This window comes from Streptomyces sp. NPDC005775, from assembly GCF_042871565.1.
Taxonomy (GTDB): Bacteria; Actinomycetota; Actinomycetes; order Streptomycetales; family Streptomycetaceae; genus Streptomyces.
Genome location: NZ_JBIAIU010000002.1, coordinates 740,658 through 759,290, shown reverse-complemented (window position 1 = coordinate 759,290; position 18,633 = coordinate 740,658). Strand labels below are relative to the sequence as shown.

General features: G+C 67.8%; 10 protein-coding genes. 4 read left to right on the top strand and 6 right to left on the bottom strand.

Annotated features, from left to right (window positions below):
- Positions 1-97: 97 nt before the first annotated feature.
- Positions 98-523 carry a DUF6234 family protein gene (locus ACFYPA_RS07205; RefSeq protein ID WP_389130303.1) on the top strand — a complete coding sequence of 142 codons (426 nt, stop codon included), beginning with the start codon at positions 98-100 and terminating at the stop codon, positions 521-523.
- Between the two features lie 136 nt (positions 524-659).
- Here ACFYPA_RS07205 and ACFYPA_RS07200 read toward each other — a convergent pair whose 3' ends face one another.
- The 4 genes from ACFYPA_RS07200 to ACFYPA_RS07185 form a co-directional block, all read right to left on the bottom strand.
- Positions 660-1,445: an ABC transporter permease gene (locus tag ACFYPA_RS07200; protein WP_389130300.1), complete on the bottom strand. Its 786-nt coding sequence runs from the start codon at positions 1,443-1,445 to the stop codon at positions 660-662.
- Positions 1,442-2,434, bottom strand: coding sequence for an ATP-binding cassette domain-containing protein (locus ACFYPA_RS07195; protein WP_359084479.1), 993 nt, complete (start codon positions 2,432-2,434; stop codon positions 1,442-1,444). Before ACFYPA_RS07195 ends, ACFYPA_RS07200 begins: the two co-directional genes overlap by 4 nt.
- A 106-nt stretch (positions 2,435-2,540) precedes the next feature.
- The gene (locus tag ACFYPA_RS07190; protein WP_389130297.1) at positions 2,541-3,386 is read right to left on the bottom strand and encodes a DUF4097 domain-containing protein; all 846 of its coding nucleotides are present in this window, start codon (positions 3,384-3,386) and stop codon (positions 2,541-2,543) included.
- Positions 3,387-3,456: 70 nt separating this feature from the next.
- On the bottom strand, positions 3,457-3,978 hold the full coding sequence (locus ACFYPA_RS07185) for a hypothetical protein (protein ID WP_359084476.1): 522 nt from the start codon (positions 3,976-3,978) through the stop codon (positions 3,457-3,459).
- Between the two features lie 532 nt (positions 3,979-4,510).
- Here ACFYPA_RS07185 and ACFYPA_RS07180 point away from each other — a divergent pair.
- On the top strand, positions 4,511-5,785 hold the full coding sequence (locus ACFYPA_RS07180) for a PP2C family protein-serine/threonine phosphatase (RefSeq protein WP_389130294.1): 1,275 nt from the start codon (positions 4,511-4,513) through the stop codon (positions 5,783-5,785).
- Positions 5,786-6,038: 253 nt separating this feature from the next.
- Here the strand turns inward: ACFYPA_RS07180 and ACFYPA_RS07175 are convergent, their stop codons facing one another.
- Positions 6,039-6,575 carry a hypothetical protein gene (locus ACFYPA_RS07175; RefSeq protein ID WP_359318663.1) on the bottom strand — a complete coding sequence of 179 codons (537 nt, stop codon included), beginning with the start codon at positions 6,573-6,575 and terminating at the stop codon, positions 6,039-6,041.
- 41 nt (positions 6,576-6,616) lie between these two features.
- On the bottom strand, positions 6,617-15,268 hold the full coding sequence (locus ACFYPA_RS07170) for a DNRLRE domain-containing protein (RefSeq protein WP_389130415.1): 8,652 nt from the start codon (positions 15,266-15,268) through the stop codon (positions 6,617-6,619).
- A gap of 526 nt (positions 15,269-15,794) precedes the next feature.
- On the opposite strand from ACFYPA_RS07170, the gene ACFYPA_RS07165 reads away from it, so the two are divergent.
- The gene (locus ACFYPA_RS07165; protein WP_359084472.1) at positions 15,795-16,217 is read left to right on the top strand and encodes a hypothetical protein; all 423 of its coding nucleotides are present in this window, start codon (positions 15,795-15,797) and stop codon (positions 16,215-16,217) included.
- Entirely contained in the window at positions 16,214-18,604 is a 2,391-nt protein-coding gene (locus tag ACFYPA_RS07160) for an N-acetylmuramoyl-L-alanine amidase (RefSeq protein WP_389130291.1), read from the top strand. Before ACFYPA_RS07165 ends, ACFYPA_RS07160 begins: the two co-directional genes overlap by 4 nt.
- The last annotated feature ends 29 nt before the right edge of the window (positions 18,605-18,633 follow it).

The window sequence follows — 18,633 nt, the reverse complement described above, 5'->3', positions numbered from 1 at the left end:
TCGCACCTTCATCACCTCGGCGGGGAGGGCATGGTGTCCGCGTCGCATGAGTGCGCGTACTCATGCGTGCCTACGGCCGGCTCGGCAGGATGTGGGCATGACACACGAGACTCCGGAGCGTCCGGCTCGACGCAGATGGCCCTGGTCGAGCACCACGCCCCTCGCCGCGGACATCGCGGCCTGCGTCCTCTTCCTGATCATCGAGGTCGTGGTCTACGGGTGGGCGATGTTCGGTTACGGGCTGGAGGGGCTCTCCGCGCAGGGGGCGCGGGAGATGGATGAGTCGACGCTGGCCGGTCTCGCGTTCACGCAGCACTTCCTCATCGGCGTGCTGGTAGTCCTCGGGTACGCGGCGCTGTCCCGTGCGCCGTGGACGGCGCTCCTGCAACTCCTTGTCGCCGGCTTCCTCGTGGTGCTGCTCGTGGCCGGGCAGCACGAGTACGACCAGCTGCATCCGGATCCCGCGCCCACCCCGAGCGCCGGGCACGTGCCCTGCTACAGCGGCAGCGGTCGGTGCGACTGAGCTGCTCGGCCGCACCACCGTCGTGAACGCGCGCCGTCCCGGGGGCGGTGTGCACCGACGCTGTGCCGGTGTACACCGCCCCCGGGACGGGAAGCGTTGCGGTTCGTGGTCTTCGCGCTGCAGACCGGACCTTCTCCTACTTCGGGTCGCTGTTGAACTTCGAGGTCGACCAGCGGTAGCCGAGCACGGTCAGGCCCACGCACCAGGCGAGGGAGAGCCAGCCGTTGTGGCCGATTTCGGTGCCGAGCAGCAGCCCGCGCAAGGTCTCGATGGCGGGGGTGAAGGGCTGGTACTCGGCGATGGGCTGGAACCAGCCGGGCATGGTGTCGACCGGGATGAAGGCGCTGGACAGCATGGGCAGCAGGATCATGGGCAGTGCGTTGTTGCTGGCGGCCTCGGCGTTGGGACTGATCAGGCCCATGCCGACGGCGATCCAGGTGAACGCCATGGAGAAGAAGGCGAGCAGCCCGAAGGCGGCGAGCCATTCGAGAGCGCCGGCATCGGTGGAGCGGAAGCCGATGGCCACGGCGACGGCGCCGACGAGGACGACGCTGGCGACGCACTGGAGGACGCTGCCCACCACGTGCCCGACGAGGACGGACCCGCGGTGGATGGCCATGGTGCGGAAGCGGGCGATGATGCCTTCGGTCATGTCGTTGGAGACGGAGACCGCGGTGCCGATGGTGGTGCTGCCGATGGTCAGCAGCAGCAGGCCGGGGACGATGTAGGCGATGTAGTCGGAGCGGTCCGCGCCGCCGATCCCGGCGCTCATGACGTCGCCGAAGATGTAGACGAAGAGCAGTAGCAGCATGATCGGTGTGAGGAGCAGGTTCAGGGTCATGGACGGGTAGCGCCGGGCGTGCAGGAGGTTGCGGCGCAGCATCGTGGACGAGTCGCGGACGGCGAGGGTGAGGGTGCTCATCGGACTGTCTCCTTGGACTGGGTGGCCTGGGCCGGCCGGCTGTTGCCCGTCAGGGCGAAGAACACGTCGTCGAGGTCGGGGGTGTGGACGGTGAGTTCGTCCGCTTCGATGCCGGCGGAATCCAGGCGGTCGAGGACGGTGCGCAGTTCGCGCTGGCTGCCGTCGCTGGGGATCTGGAGGGCGAGCGCCTCGTCGTCCCGGGTGACGTCGCCGAGGGCGGACGCGGCGGAGCGGTAGGCGGCCGGGTCGGTGAAGCGGAGGCGGACGTGGCCCCCGGGGACGATCCGTTTCAGTTCGTCGGCGGTGCCCTCGGCGGCGATCTTCCCGTTGTTGAGTACGGCGATGCGGTCGGCGAGTTCGTCGGCCTCGTCCAGGTACTGGGTGGTGAGGAAGACGGTGACGCCGCTCGTGACCAGGGCGCGGATGATGCCCCACATGGTGTGGCGGGAGCGGGGGTCGAGGCCGGTGGTCGGTTCGTCGAGGAAGATGATCCGCGGGTTGCCGACGAGGGTCATGGCGATGTCGAGGCGCCGCTTCATGCCGCCGGAGTAGGTGGAGGCGGGCTTCTTCGCGGCCTCGGTCAGGTCGAAGCGTTCCAGCAGTTCGGCGGCCACCCGCCGCCCCTCCTGCTGGGACAGGTGGTGCAGGTCGGCCATGAGGAGCATGTTCTCCTCGCCGGTGATCAGGCCGTCGACGGCGGAGAACTGTCCGGTGACACCGATCGCGGCGCGTACCGACTGCGGGTCGGTGGCCAGGTCGTGGCCGTCGACCCGCAGCTCGCCGGCGTCCGCGGAGACGAGCGTGGACAGGATCTTCACGGCGGTGGTCTTGCCGGCGCCGTTCGGACCGAGCAGGGCGAACACGGTGCCCGCGGGGATGCGCAGGTCGATCCCGTCGAGGACGACCTTGTCACCGTAGGACTTGCGCATCCCGACGGCGGAGACCGCGTCCGGCAACGGCTGACCGTCGCCCTTCCTGGATGTGGGCATGACAGACGAAGGCATGGAGCCCTCCCGTTCGGAAGTGAGAGTGAAAGAGGCTGGGGCGGAGCGGGGCGGGGGGCGCTGAGCGGGTCCGGGCCGGCGGGTGCCGGGGTCAGGCCTTGGCGCGGCGGATGTCGATGTTGCCGTAGCGGGTGCGGGCGTGGACCCTGACGGTGTCCTCGGTCTCCGCCGGCGTCTCGGACGCGGTCAGGGTGTTGCGTACCTGACCGGCGCCGGAGGTGACGTCGAGCCAGGCGGCCGTGCCCTCGCGGATGCCGACCTCGATGGCTCCGTGGTTCGTCTCCAACTGGGCCGTGCCGCGGGCGATCTCGGCCACGCGCAGGGTGCCGTGGGCGGTGGTGGCCGTGACCGAGCCCTCGGCGCGGGCGATGTCGATGTCGCCGTTGGAGCCGCTCACCCGCAGCTCGCCGGTCGCGGCGCCGACGGTCGTGGTGCCGTGCGAGTTCTTCAGGACGGCGGCTCCGTCGACGAGTCCGACGCGCAGGCTGCCGGAGCTGGTGGTGATCTCCGCCTTGCCCTCGACGTGGTCCACGGTGATCGATCCGTGCGACGCGGTCAGGTGCAGCGGGCCGGTCGCGTCGAGACGGACGTCGCCGGACGAGGTCTTCACCCGGACCTCGCCGAGGCGGCCCTCACCGAGCACCTGCGCCCAGGCGCCCGTCACATCGATGTGCGAGCCCGTGGGCAGCTCGACCACCACGTCCACGGTGCCGGTGCGGCCGATCAGGTAGCGCTGCCTGGGCGTCCGGACGGTCAGTGCGCCGCCCGCGTAGGTGACCTCGGTCTGCTCGGCCGCCCGGACGTCCTGATCCTTCTTCGGGTCGCGGGGACGCGCCTCGACGACGGTGTCGAAGCGGTCGCTCGCGGTGAACTGGATGGAACCGGCCTCCACGTGGGCGGTGACCGTGATCGGTTCGGCGGTGTCGAAAGCAGGCATGGCTGTCCCGTCCTCTTGGCTCTTGGTGGCGTCCCCGCTGGTGGGACGTGGTGTGGGTGAAGGGGTGTGGCTAGCGCACCCAGCCGGTGTAGCCCTGTCCGAGCGTCTGGCTCTTCTCGGTCGTGCGCGGCCCGGTGCCGCCGTCGACCGCGGCCGACACGGCCCGTACCAGCCATGCGTTGACCGACAGGCCCTCGCGGCTCGCGACCTCCTCGGCCCGAGCCTTCAGGTGCGCCGGCAGCCGCAGGTTGACGCGGGCGGTGCCACCCTCGTCCCCGTCCGTCGGGGGCGGGGTCCTGAGCGGCTCGGCGGGCGCGGCCGGCCCCGCGGGGGCGGCGCCGGTGTCGGTGGCGGGCAGTGTCACGACGAAGTCGGGGTCGAGCCCGCGCAGCCGTACGTCGACCGAGCCGGGGGCGAGTTCGCGGGTGACCTCGTCCATCGCGGCGGAGAGAACGTTGAGCATGGTCAGCCGGGTCGCCGACTCCAGGGGAGCGGTGAGCCTCTCGGCCAGCGCGCGGGCTTCGTCGCCACCGGCCTCGGCAGCCACCGCGAGTTCGCGGCGGAGGGTGTCGACATACGGGGTGAGGTCCATGACGCCATAATGGCACCGCGATGGCGCCATGCGCAAGCCACGTGGTGCCATTTTGAACGGCGCGTGGCGTGAGAAGCTTCTGACCTGCGAAAACAGGGTGAAAGCTGCTCGGGTGGCGGTGGTGTCGGGCGCCTCTACGTGCTCCGGGCGACGCGTAATGACGCACCCTGGCACCATGTGGTGCCACCTGGTGCCACGAGACGCCACGTCGCGACCGGGAGTCAGGCCCGACTGGAAGGCCGTCAGCGGCCAACGGTCATCGCGTGTTGAGGTCGGGCACAGCGACGATCTCGGCCATGCCCCGCTCGGCGCCGCCGCCGTCGCTGTGCCGACCGGCCATCGGCCGATGGCCGCTCGGCGCCGGGCGCTCCGGCCATGGCGGCCGTCGTGGTCACCGGATGCGCTGGGTCCCGGTGCGTGATCCGATAAGAAGGTGTCGCCCTTCCGCCAACCGCAGATCCGCCTGTCGGGCCCGCTGCCCGGCCTCTTGGGGCGGTGGCGGCAGGCGCTGGGGCGCGGATTGAATCGGGCCGTGTACGTCTTGCCCGGCCGGCTGCGGCGCCGGGTGGGCTGGCTGCTGCCGCTGGCGGCGCTGCTCGCGGTCGCCTTCGCCGACTGGAACACCTCCGGCGACTTCCGGGTGCTCTCCTGGATCGTGATGGTGCCGGGCCTGGCCGCCGCGCTCTGTCCTGTCTGGGTGACCGCGGTCTTCGGGCTCGTCACCATCCTGTCGTATGTGGGGCTCGACGCCGCCTGGTCGCACGAGTACAGAGCCGGCCTGCCCGACTTCATTCTGGTAGCCGCGGGCAGCGTGCTCGCCGTTGTCGCCTGCTGGCTCCGGCTGCGGCGGGAATCCAGACTCCTGCACATACACAACGTGGCGGACGCGACCCGGGCCACCGTGCTACGTGAGCTGCCACCGCACCTTCACGGCATCGAGAACGCCCACGTCTATCTCCCCGCCGATGCGGTGGCCCGTCTGGGCGGCGACTTCTACGACATCCAGCCGTGCCGCTGGGGGGTGCGGGCCCTCATCGGCGACGTCCAGGGGAAGGGGCTGGGCGCCCTGGCCGCGGCGGCCGCGATCCTCGGATCGTTCCGCGAGGCCGGGTACCACGTGCCGAGCCTGGGCGTCGTCGCCGGACGGCTGGAGGTACGGATGCAACGCCAGCGCCGTCTCGGCATGTCCATGGGAAACGCGCAGCCCGACCGGTTCGCGACCGCCGTGCTGATGGGGTTCCCCAACCCAGGCTGCGGAGAGTCATGGGTGGACGTCGTCGATTTCGGCCACGAGCCACCGCTGGTCGTGAATCCGCGCGGGGTCAGGGCGCTGCAGGTGACCAACCGGCTTCCGCTCGGCCTCGGCGAACTGGATCCGGCTGGGACTGTTTCGGCTGTCCCCCACCGTTTCCCGCTCGCCGACGACGACGTCATCGTGCTGACCACCGACGGTGTCACCGAGGCGCGCGACGCGGCGGGCGAGTTCTTCCCCCTTCGCTCGTTCCTGGAGGACGCCGTCGTCCGCGATCCCGCCGCGGTGGCGTCCGCACACCAGGTAGCCGCGCTGGTCTCGGACGGTCTGCTGCGCCACTCGGGGGGCCGGCTCCACGACGACACGACGATTTTCGTGCTGCGGTTCTCGGCCACCGAGGACACCTACTGGACGCTGCCGCTGGACGAGAGCACCTCACGGACGCTCGGTCCGCTGCCCGCCGGTGATGATCCGTTTCACCAGGGCATCGTCCGACTGCGGCCGGGACCCGAGGACGGCCCCTCCGGGGCGCGCGACCCCGACGCGGCCGAGTGAGCACGTGCCCTTTGCCCCCAAGGGGCACGACACCCTGCCGGGGGCGATAGCGCTGGTCCGGGGCGGTTACCCGGCCGGGGGAGGGGAGCCGTCGCTCCTGGTCCAAAGTCCCGGAAAAGTCCCAGAGCAACCTCACACCTTTCGTCGAGCGTGGAAAGAGCGAGGTTCTTCTGCCGGATAGGTATCGCAAACGCCACGGCCCACCCGGGGGATACGGGTGGGCCGTGGCGCGAATGGTTCGTTCTGGGTCAGATCAAAGCGCCCGGTAATAGGGTGACGGGATCGTCGCCGCGACACCGAAGGGCTTAAAGTCCGCCTCCGTGAGAACACGATAGACGAACTCAGACGCCGAAATGTCGAAACGCTGAAATGGTTCCAGTGGATCCACTCGGGCCATTACTGGCCATGTGGACGCATCCCGTGTGGTGTCGGCCAGCCAGTAGTACTCCTCTTCGATGAAGGAGTATCCCCATTGCACAAGCCCTGTTCCCGGCATGTCCTCGTTGGCACCAAGAAGGCCGACGGGGTCGAACGCCCGCCTGTTTTCTGGGTTAGCAGAAACCGACTTGAGGAGTCTTTCGTGGTTGCCACGCAACGACTCTGATTCCTCGTTGGCCTCCAGGACCAGGAGATGGTCACTGAATGCGCCCCAGGGGGCGAAGCGGCGGCGTAGTTCTTTGAAATCTTCGGGGAGAGGGGTGCCCAGGGATTCCTCGGTGCCGGACCAGTCGGGCTCGCGAGTTTCGCCATCCCAACCTGTCACCGCCGCCAAGCGTTCGACCCATTCCATGTGCACCCCTCCACGCGATTGACGTACTGACTACGTCTTGGTCAGGGTCTGTTCCAAATCGTCTGATCGACGATTCTTGCCCCTGTAGACGTATAGGCGGTCATGGTAACACCGAGCGGAATGGGGTTGCTGTCGCTGCCCCAGACAGGAACGGAGGAATAGTAGACGGTATTTCCCGCGGCGATTGAGTCCGCGATCTTCTGCTCCTGCGTCGACATCTCCGGGGAATTCGCGGTGCGATACAGCGTGACCAGATTACGTCGATCCGTGCCGCTGCCTCCGAGCTGACGGGCGAGAAGATGCCCGCGGTTCATCGTGGGCTTGTTCCCCAACTTGAATCCGGGTGGGGCGTTCTCGAAGAATCCCGGCGTTGACGGGGGCCAGGGCGCGTTGCTGCCCATGATTTCCGTGTCGGGTGTGTTCAGTGCGGTGTTGCCCTCCTTGTCCGTGTAGTTGAAGCCCCCGGCGGTGAGGCAGGCGTAGGCGCCCTGCGCCCTGCCCTGCTGGTCGAGCGGCGCGTAGTAGGTCATGCTCTGGCCGGCCGCGCAGTCATCACGGGTGAACGGGAACCGTGTATCGGCCGGCTGCCACTCCTTTTTGGAGTCCGGCTTGAGAAGCAGGCCCTTGTTGTAGTCGGGGGATGCCCCGGGGTCCGACTCGACGCCGTTGGGCGCGGTGGGTGTGTTCCACCCGATTCCGTTGAGAAAGACCTCGATCGCCGTGAACGCGCCCTTGGGCGATTTCGTGGCTACCTTCCCGCCACCCGAGAAGAAATTCTTGATCGGGTCCAGCCAACTGTGGCCGTCGAGTTCGGTCCTGCTCACCGGATTGCCACCGGTGAAGGCGTAGCGGTTGCCCGTGTAGGGGTCCGCACCGAGACTCATGTCGGCGAGAGCGCCGTTGTACATGTCGCGGGTGGTGAACCGGTTCAGCCCCGGGCTGTAGTCCCGGAACCCCATGTCGTACGTACCCGACTGGGCGTCCCAGCGCTTGGCGTTGTAGCGGTAGGGGTTGTACTCCTCCTTGGTGGGATCCGCTGCGTCAGGTTTGTCGATGCCCGTGAACTCGGCATCGTCGTTGTTCCCGTAGGCGGTGTAGCCGTACGTCGCCTTCGAGTCGCCGTTCTCGTCCGTCAGCGTCTCGACGTCGGTACGGCTGTTGTAGCCGTAGTAGCCGTCTTCGGACGTACCGTCGTCGTTGTGCTTGATCTGCGACAGACGCTCGCCCCAGGGGCTGTACTGGTACGACTTGGTCAGGTCGCTGCCGACCTTCTCGTCGAGCACTTCGTTCGACAGGCCGAGGTAGTCGAACTCGGTCGTCTTACCGTCCGACGTCTTGGACGAGGTGCGGTCGAGCGGGTCGAAGACGTACGTGGTGGACTTCAGCGACCCCGTGGTGTCGGCCTTCTGGGATTCCACCACATGGTCGAAGCCGTCGTAGACCTTCCGGTCGATGACCTTGCCACCGCTGGTGGTGGACTCCTGACGGCCGAACGGGTCGTAGGTGTAGTTCGCTGTACTCCCGGAGCTGCTCGCGGTCAGCAGGCGGTTGCGGTCGTACTCGTACGCGGTGGTGACGCCCTTGACGGTCTGGCTGATGACGTTGGCGTTGTCGTCGTGGACGTATGTCTCGGTGCCGGCTCCGGTGCCCGTCTTGACGGACTTGGCGAGCCGGTCCACGGGGTCGTAGGTGTAGTCCGTGGTCGATGACAGGTATGCCGAGCGGTTGTCGGCGTTCATCTTCTTCGCGAGGTCCTGAGCCTTGTTGCCATTGGCGTCGTATGCGTAGGAGTGCGAGGAGACGAGGGTGCCGTTGGGCTTGTTCTCCGTGGTGGTCTTCGGCGCGGCGTCGGCGTAGTACGTGTAGTCGACGGTGTTGCCGTTGCCCTTGGTCTCCTTCAGCTTGAGGCCGCGGTCGGTGTACGTGTACGACGTGACCTTGGGATCGTCATCGGCGGCTGTCTTGCCGACGGTCACCGTCCTGACCAGTTCGCGCAGGTCGTAGCTGTACTTGGAATACTGGTCGGGGTGGGTGACCGTGTCGGCCTGACCGTTGGCGTCGTATGTGTACGTCGTGGACTTCTTGTCCTGTCCGGCGAGCGCCTCGGTGACCTTCGCGACCTGGTTCAGGCCGGTGTAGGCGACCGTGTAGGCGTCGATCTTCGCCGTGGATGACGTGTCGTCGATCTTGGTCAGATTGCCGTTGAGGTCGTAGGTGTAGGCGTAGTCGTGCTTCTCGTTGTCGGTCTCACCCGCGGTGCTGCGGACCAGCTTGACGCCGTCCGCGACGACGGTTCCGGCAGTGTTCTGGTCAAGCTTGAGCTTGGCGTTCTCACCCTGTTCGAGCGTGTAGGTGCCGAGCCCCACCCAGGTACCGGTGCTCGCGTTCTGGTCTTTGGTGACGGCCGGCTCGGTGGTCGTGCCGTGGGTGAGTGTGTACTTCGCCGCGGTGGCGGCTCCGGTCACCTTCGGGTACTTCACGTACGCCGTGTAGCTGCCGTCCTTGGGGATGTTCAGCGTCCAGGTGTACGCGTCGGTCCCCGTGCCGGCAGGGTGGGTGCGATGGTCATAGCCCTGTTGTCCGGTGGCGTCCGCCGATGTCCAGGTGCCGGTGGAGGACGTGTTCTGGGTGTCGGAGTTGTCGACCAGAACGACTGCCTGGCCGACCGGGACGCCGTCGTCCGCTCGGTTCTTGAGTGACCCGTCCGGGTAGTAGGACCAGGTCATGGTGCGGTTGGCTGAGCCGTCCGCTGCCGAGATGGTGCGTGTGGACTGCTTGCCCAGCTTGTCGTAGTCGAAGTCGGTGACGATCGACCACGGGTCGGTGGACTTCTTCACCCAGCCGTTGTCGAAGTAGTCCTGGGTGGTGTCGTTGCGGACGCTTTCGCCCTCGGACGGCGGCATGGACGTCCTGGAGACCCGGCCCACCGCGTCGTAGTCCGTGCGCGTGTAGACGTTCGGGTCGCTGTAGCGGCTGTCGGCGGGATCGTAGGGCTGGTACTGCTTGACCGGTCGGTTGAGGGCGTCGTACTCGGTGCGGGAGACGAAGTCGTCGCTCGCGGCCGTGGCGGTGCCACGCGGCGTGGTCACTCTGGTCGCATTGCCGACCTGGTCGTACTCGTACTTCGTCGACCGCGTCTTGGTGCCGTCGTAGGGAGCCTTGACCTCGGTCTTCTTGCCACGCTCGTCATAGGTGACGGTGGTGGTCCGGTTCTCCTTGTCGGTCGTGGAGAGGGTCAGTCCGTCCTTGTCGAAGCTCTGGGTGGTGAACTTCCCGGCCGCGTCGGTGACCTTGGTGACACGGTGATTGAGGTCGTAATCCTTCTTGGTGCTGTAGTCCGTGGTGTCCGCGGTGGCGTTCTTCTTCGGGTCGACCACGGTGGTGACGTTGCCGACGTTGTCGTAGACGTATGAGACCTTGTCGCCGGCTGCGTTGACCGCCGAGGCCAGTTGGTAGACCTCGTCGTAGTAGTTGGTAGCGATGTAGTCGGTGGCGTCAGACGTGGTGGCCGTGCCCTTGGGTTCGGTCGTCGTCTTCAGGTTGCCGACCTTGTCGTACGTGTACGTCGAGGCGCGCGGGCTCGTGTTGTTGTTCGCCGGCGCGGTCGCCGACGTGATCTGATCCGCGCTGTCGTACACCGCGGTCGACACGGCCCCGTCCGGCGCGGTGGTCCGGGTGGTGTTGTCGTTCGCGTCGTACACGGGCGCCGGCGCCGTGATCAACTCTCCCGCGTTCTGGTCCTTGGGCACGGTGCTGACCAGGGGCCGGCCGTAGACGTCATAGGTCTGCGTGGTCTTCTTGCCCAGCGCGTCGGTGACCTCGGTCACCTGGCCGCGCTCGTCGTAGACATACGTCGTCGACTTGTTCAGCGCGTCCGTCATCGTCTTCGGATAGCCGGTCGGCCCGAAGTCGCTGTTCGTCGACGGGTGCCCGTTGGCATCCGTCGTCTTGGTCACCTGACCGTAGGCGTCGTACTCGTACGCCGTGGTGTAGTCCCCGGCTGTCGCCGTGGCAACGCCCTTGGGATCCGTGACCGTCTTCAAGTTGCCGAACGAGTCGTACCCGAACTGCCACTTTCGGCCCTCGGGCGACGTCTTCGTGTACAGGTCGGCCGAGAAGCCGTCGAGGCGTGTCTGGTAGGTGTACTGCTGTGAGTCCGCCGGATAGACGCCCGGCGCGCAGTCCGAGGACGGGGGGACACCCGCCTTGTTGCTCTCAGGATTGCGCGACCACAGCGGGAAGCCCGTCTTCTGGTCGAAGCAGTAGGCGGACTTGGCGCCGTTGTCCTCCTCGAGATACGTGACGTTGTTGTCGGCATCCCAGGCCATCTTTGTGGTTTGCGACTTCGCGTTCGTTGTCTGTACCGGGCGTCCGAAGTCGTCCGTGACGAACCTCGTCGCATGGGACTCCGCGTCCGTCACCGTCGCGTCGGTGAATTTCGTGTTCGTCGCGTTCACCGCGTACGCGAAGCCCGTGCCGCCGGCAGCACGGTCGGTGATGGTCTTCGTCCACCAGTGGTACTTCGGGTCGTCACCGGACGAGGGGGCGTAGTACGCCATTGACGTCGAGTTGCCCCGCGGGTCCGTGGCCTTGACCAGCTTGACGTTCTTGTTGCCCTGCGTGGCGTCGTAGGTGAACTTGAAGACCTTCGGCTGCGCAGAGCCGTCACCGTCGACGAACTGGCCCAGCAGGCCCTTGTCCGTGTAGTAGAAGGAGACCTCGCGGCCAGAGATGTCCGTCATGGACTTCACGTGGTCGTAGATCTTGGAGTTGTTGAGCTTGGTGCCGGTGACCTTCGCGCCCGCGTCGTCGATGTACTCGTACGACGCGTCGCCCTTCTTGTAGTAGTCGACCGTGAGCGACTGACGTGATGCGGGGTCCGTGATGTACGTGAGGAACTTCGTCGGCTTGTTGTTGGACTTGCGCTCCTCGTACGTGTACGTCTGCGTATTGCCGTTCTTGTCGATCGCCGACGTCATGTATCCGTCGCAGCCGAACAGGAAGCGCGTGCCGTCGGGACGCGTCAGCGTCCACGCGTCGGGGATCGGGTCCTTGTTCGGGGTGCAGTCCAGGCCCGACTTCATCGTGACCTTGTAGTGGACGCCCGCGGGAGCCTTCCAGGTGCCGTCGTCCTGCTTGCGGAAGACGTGCGTGGTGCCGTCACCGTCGGGAAGGCGGATTTCCGTCGGGTTCGGATTGGGGTGGAAGTCCAGGGGAGCCCCGAGCCGGACCGGCCCTGCTGCCTGCGCCGACCAGCCCGCGCCTGACACTGTGTCCGAGGTGTCGAGCGAGTTGTACGAGAATCGTGCGAACGTGGTCAGTCCGCGGCCCGGGTTGGTGAAGGCGTTGTACGACCAGACGGAGTTGCCCGCCGCCAGGTTGTTCATCACTGTCGAGCCGGCGCCCGTGTTCTTGCCCGTGTAGGAGTAGAACTTCTCCAGGCCCAGGGCGTTGGAGGTGGGGTCCTCCACGGCCACGTTCTGCTTCAGGGACGGTATGCCACCGGTACCGGCGGACAGCCAGGTGCTGTCGGAGACCTTCTGGATGTCCCAGCCCAGGACGTACTCGGTGCGCTTGTTGCCCGAGTCGGAGTTGATCGGCGTCTGGACCTGGGCTTTGACCGTCGCAGACGCTGCCGGAGCGAGGGCCGGCACCGCGGTCTTGACCTGGTTCCCACCGTTGGTGACGTCGGTGCCGTCGGGGAGCTTCCAGGTGTACGAGAGAACTCGCTCGCCTGCCGCCCACGCCGCGGACGTGGTGTTGGTGACCGTCGTGTCCACCGTGTACGTGGAGTTCGGCGTCATGCGGGCCGGCGTCTGCGGCGCGTAGTACGTGTTCTCCGTGGTGGCGTCGACGTAGATGACGCGCAGCAGCGGGCCGAGCTGCTGGTCCTCGCCCTCCGAGGCGAGGAACAGGGTGCGTTCCTGCGGCCCGGCGGTCGTCTCGTCCTTCAGTTTGACCAGGGCGCCCTTGTTGCTGGTGGGCGTCTTGACCCAGCCCTGCGTGAGGGACGTGGCGTCCCACCAGTGGCGGCCGACCTCCTCGACCTGCGCGACGGTGTCGGAGACGGTGCCGGAGAAGTCACCGCCGGGCGCGGTCCACGCGGTGCCGGTGGCGGCGCTGTTCCATGTGGAAGTCGTTTCCGCGAAGTCCTTGTTCAGACTGTGCAGTTCGTAGATCGCACCGTCGGTGTCCGTGGTGGTCTCCGCGCCCCACATGTACAGCTTCGATTCCAGGACGGTGGCCGTCGTCGGGATGGAAGCCGTGGGGAACTTCAGCGCGGTGCGGGTCTTGCCGTACGTCCCGGAGTTGTTGCCGACGCTCAGCCACTTCTGGCCCACGCCGAAGGACTGGATGGTGTCCTGGTTGGTGGTGGGCTGCTGGGAGGAGAGCGTGGTGTCGGTGACTCCGCCGGCCGTGCCCTGGACCAGCTTCATGGTGCGGCCGGACTTGGGAACGCCGACCACGCGGGTGGGCGACCCGATGACGGAGCCGTCCTTCGTCTTCACCGCGATCTGGTAGTAGTACGTGCGGCTGATCTCCTCCGCCGACGTCGGTGGTGTCGGCGTGGCGGTGGTGTCGGTGTAGGCGGTGGTGGCCTTGTCCACGGGGGCGACCAGTGTTGCGGCCGAGGGTGTGAACACCTGCTGCGTGGAGCGGTGCAGCTGGTACTCGACGATGTCCTGGCCGGTGTCGCCGGACTTGTTGGAGTACGCGGACCAGTTCAGCTCGGGTCCGGTGTCGTGGACGACCGTCGGCGAGCTGAGCGCGGAGCCGATCCTGCCGTAGGTGACGGTGAGCCGCGGGAAGCTGGCCGTCTCGTCGCCGTACGTGGAACCGTCACCGGCCTCGTAGCGGGGGCCGCCGGTCGGGGTGGCCGCGGCGGTGTCGTCCTTGGCCTGGAGCACGAAGCCGTGGTTGACGGCGGTGCCCGAGAGCCACTTCTGGACGGTGTCGGTCACCGGGAACTTGTGCCACGCGTTGTACTCGCCGGTGTTCTTGACGATCTGGGCGGGGTTCACCAGCCGGATCGAGTCGGCGATGTTGCGCGTGGTGGACGATCCGGTGTCGCCCAGGACGACCTTGCCCGCGTTGCCCCGGGCGAAGTAGTACTGCGTGCTGTTGACGGTCTTCCACGCCGAGGTGCTACCGGTCTGGTTGACCGTGCCGGTCGCGGTGCCGTCGCGGTGGCTGATCGTGTACGGGGCCGCGGTCGCCGCGTCGGACGCGGGCGGGACGTGTGCCTCGATGCGGTAGGACGCGGTCTCGGGGATCTGCGGCTGCCACGTGTACGTCTCGCCGGTGGCGGTGTTCTTGTTGTATGCGTAGTCGTCGCCGGTTGCCGCACCGCCGGTCGTGGCGGCCTTGGGCCACTCGCCGACTGCGGCCGTTCCGGTGTCACCGTCGTCGATCTGGTACGTGGTGCCCGACAGTTCGCCGGAGAGGGCGCTGGTGTTGGACCAGTTCGCCGTCGACTCGTCCCAGGCACCCGTGGCTCGGTGCGCCTCCATGGTGACATCGTTGGCATTGGTGGTATGCGTCTGGTCGTAGTACATCTCCAGACGCGCCGTATCGATCTTCGTCCCGGTCGGGATCTCGCTGATCGGGAACTTGATCAGGGAGCGGGAGATACCCGTGTCGGTCTTGCCCGTGGACAGCTTCCAGGTGTTGTTGAAGTTCACCGAGGGCTGGTCGGACAGGACCATCGTGTCCTGCGACTGCGCGGCCGTAGGTGTGACGGTGATCGTCGGGTCGATCGTGACCGGGTACTGCCGCTTGCCGGATGCCAGCCACTTCGCGTCCGGCGTGATGACGATCTTCCAGTCGTCACCGTCCCGCACCAGCTTCTGGCCGACCCGCGAGCTGTAGGCGAGCCCGTAGGGCGAGGAGGCGTCCTTGCGGGTGTCCGTCATGTACGCGGCCGGGATCGTCATCACCGGCGTGTTCGGCAACTCGCCGTACAGCGCGATGGAACCGTCCTTGCGGGCCTTGGGGGTCAGCCCTCCCGTGTCCAGGGTGAAGGTGTACGACACGGGCCCCGAGGGTGCCCCGGACAGGAGGATGTTCTCCTTCACCCGGCCCGGACCCACCTGGTACTGGAGGTCGGCACTGCCGGCCGCCACGTCCTTGTACGTGACCGTGGAGCCCTTCGCCGCCGGTCTCACCGACTTCGACTCCGCACCATCGAGGCCGAGGGTGACAGCGGGCCCGTTCTCGCCGGCCTGGAACTTCAGCAGCTTTGCGGGGTCGGAACCGAACCAGCTCCGCGCCGAATTGGACGTGTTGGCGAAATCGAATCCCTTGGCATCCGTGGCAGATACACCGGTGTCGATCAGCTTCCAGGACTTCGTCTTTCCCTTGCCGACTCCGTACCCGGTCGGCACCGCCGAAACCTCGGCCTGAACACGGCCGTCCGACAACTCCCAGAACCGCGCGTGCTCGGTGCGCCGCGACGTCAGTTCCTTGACGCGCCGGGCCGGGGCGGAATCCTTCCCCTTCGGCAGCTTCTCACGGCTCGGGATCGCCAGATCTCCACCTGCCGAAGGCTGAGGAGAACCCTCGCCGTCGTCGTTGGAGAACCATCCTTCGATGGCGTCGACCACACCCTTGCCACCGTCGTGACCAGGGGATGTGGCCGGTGCCGCATAGGCGAGCTGGGGTAGTCCCGCGCTCACCACCGCGGCGACGACCATGCAGGAGACGAGTCTCCCGTAGCGGACTTTCACGTCCGGATTCCCTTCCATTGCGACGACCCCGCGCCCCCGCGCGCGCGAAAGGCCGGGCAGCAGAGGGAAATGCGGACACGCCGAACCACCGATCGGCTCGGGCCGACCGGATGCATGCCTGAGCCCCCTGTGAACATGGCGTTCACCCGAGCGAGTTGTCGCTCGGCGGAGGCGGGGGATGTCTAGTCATCGGACTGTGTGCATGTCAAGCGACGGAATAATGCGGACAATTGGCAGCTGAATTCGAGGGTGATTCGCCCGCTATTTCCGTGCAGTGGAAATGCAGGCCGCAGCTGGGGTATAACCGCCCGGCCCGCGGCTGAGCAATGGCGCGGAGTCGATCAACACCTCAGGAAAGCCGGGACGCCGCATGCCACCGACCGAAGAGCCAGAGCCCTCAACGGCGGACTGCCCAGCGCCGGGTCCCGCATCCGCGGAGGCCGAATCGTCGCGATACGAGAGCGTGGCCGGTCGACGCCTCGACCGACGCGGTATGGCTGTCGGGGGCGCGCTTCTCGCCGCATGCGCCGGCCTCGTCCTGTACGGGGTGCTCGACACCGAGGAGAAGAGCACCCAGCCCAAGGCGCCGACGGCCTCGGTGACGTACGAGGTCACCGGTGAGGGCACCGCCGACCTGACCTACCAAGCCCGCAGCGAGTCCGGAACGGCTGTCGTGGCCCGCCGGGTCTCCCTGCCATGGAAGAAGACCGTGCGCGTCCCGCTGGGTGAGTCGCCCATCGTCACGATCACGCTCGATGCCAAGGGCGGGCAGGCCCGTTGCGGCCTCGCCGTGCGCGGCCGGCATGTCCAGACCGCGACCGCCTACGGCTCCTACGGTCGAGCCACCTGTCAGGGCACACTGCCGGCACCCGAGAACACCACCGACGCGGTCGCGCCGGCACAGGGAGCGTCATGAAGCCGTCCACTCCCGTCCCGCGCCTCAGCCGCCTCGTGCTGGCGACGGCCGTCGTGCTGAGCTGTATCGCGCTGAGCAACGACCGGGTCGCCCTGTCGAGCGCGTCCGCTGCCCCCGCTCGCACCGGCATCGTGCACACCGTCGCTGTACCCGACTCCGGTCAGAGCCACCGCGCCCTCACCCCGCGTGCGACCGCTCCGTTCCGGATGCTCGGCGTCACTTGGACCGACCCGGAAGCGGTACTGGGCGGCTCGGTCCAGGTACGCACCCGAGACAGCGAGACCCGAACCTGGAGCGACTGGCGGACGCTCGAACTCGACGTTCACACACCCGAGTCGGGCCCCGACCATGGAGCCACCGGCGTACGTGGCGGCACCCAGCCCCTGTGGGTGGGGCCGTCGGACGGTGTCCAGGCCCGCATCACGGGTACGCGCCTCCCTGACGGGCTGCGCGTCGATCTGGTCGACCCCGACGGCGGAACGGACCGGACCCGGACCGTGGACACCGCCGCGACCGCGATCGCGGCCGGAGCGCCCGCGATCACCTCCCGCGCCGAGTGGGGCGCCGACGAGTCGCTGGTCGCCGACCCGCCCGCGTACACCACCGACACCAAGGCCGTGTTCGTGCACCACACGGCCGGTACGAACGACTACACCTGCGCCGAGTCCGCCTCTGTGATCCGGGGCATCCTCACGTACCACGTGAAGTCCAACGGCTGGAACGACATCGGCTACAACTTCTTCGTCGACAAGTGCGGCACCCTCTTCGAAGGCCGCGCCGGAGGGATCGACCGGCCGGTCTACGGGGCGCACACCTACGGATTCAACACCGACACCAGCGGCGTCGCCGTGCTCGGTGACTTCAACACCGCGAGCACCACACCCGCGGTCCGCGATTCGATCGCGCGGCTCGCGGCCTGGAAGCTCGGCCTGTACGGCATCAACCCCGCCGGGACGATCGTGATGGCGGCCGGTGCCGACAACGGCAAGTACGTCCTGGGCCAGAAGGTCACGATGAACCGGATCTCCGGCCACCGCGACGGCTACCCCACCGAGTGCCCGGGCACCAACCTCTACGGCGACCTCCCCGCGATCCGTACAGCCGCGGCCGCCGTCAACTCGAGCTTCGTGCACGGCGACACGAACCGGGATGGTCACGCCGACCTCACGGTGGGTGTGGCCCGCGCCACCGCCAACGGCCATGCCGGCGCAGGCCAGGTGAGCGTGATACTCGGCACCCGCACCACCCCGTACGCCGCGAACAGGGCGATACTCACGCAGGAGACCGAAGGCGTGCCCGGCGGATCCGAGGACGGCGACGGCTTCGGATCGGCAAGCGCCTTCGGAGATCTCGACCACGACGGCTACCAGGACCTTGTGGTGTCCTCACCCGGCGAGGAAGTCACCGCCGGTGCGAGCGACGAGGGCGGTGTCAGCGTCCTGCGCGGCGGGCCGAACGGTCTCACCGGCCAGGCGGGCATGATCAACGAACCGGTGGGGAGCCGCACCGGCAACGCCCGCTTCGGGGCGGCGCTGGCCACCGGCGACTTCGACGGCGACGGAGGCGACGACGTCCTCGCCGTCTCGCCCGGCGTCGGCCGTGCCTGGACCGTGGACGGCTCCGACCGGCACTTCTCCGCGCCGCTCGCCCTCGCCGAGGGCCCCGTTCAGGACTCCGCCGTGACCACCGGCGACTTCGACCACGACGGGTTCGACGACGCGGCGCTCACCTTCCGCGCTGCGGACGGTGCCTATCCGCTGGTCGTGGCGCGCGGCTCGGCAGACGGCCTGCGCACCGACACCGTGACCGTGCTCGACGGGGCGGGCGGCCGAGCCCTGGCCGCAGGGGATGTGAACGGCGACGGCTACGCCGACTTGTCCGTGGGGCGGCCGACTGCTTCGGACACGGGACAGATCATCACGTACCCCGGTTCGTCCACCGGACTGGAAGCGGCTGAGGCAGCGGTGATCGACACCGGTGCCCTCGACCCGTCCGGCGTCGGCAGTGAGGCCGGTACCTCGTTGGCGGTGGGCGATACCGACGAGGACGGATACGCCGACGTACTCGCTGGTGCACCGGGCGGTGCTGGGCGCGCGTATCTGCTGCACGGATCTGCCGGCGGCCTCACCGTTACCGGTGCGGTCACCTTCGTGCAGGGCTCGGGCGGAGTGCCGGGAGCGGCAGAGGACGGCGACAGGTTCGGCTCGGCCGTGTCGCTGACCGACCTGAACGGCGACGGCTCAGCCGATGCCGCCTTCGGTGCGGAGGGCGAGAACGCGGGCGACGGCACCGTGATGACGCTGACCGGGGGAGCGGGAGCCTCGTACGGGCCCACGGCCCTCGCCACCGCGGCCGGGCAGGGAATCGGCGCCGTCCTCACCGGCTGACCGAGTGGGCAGGGGCGGTCGGGCCGCCC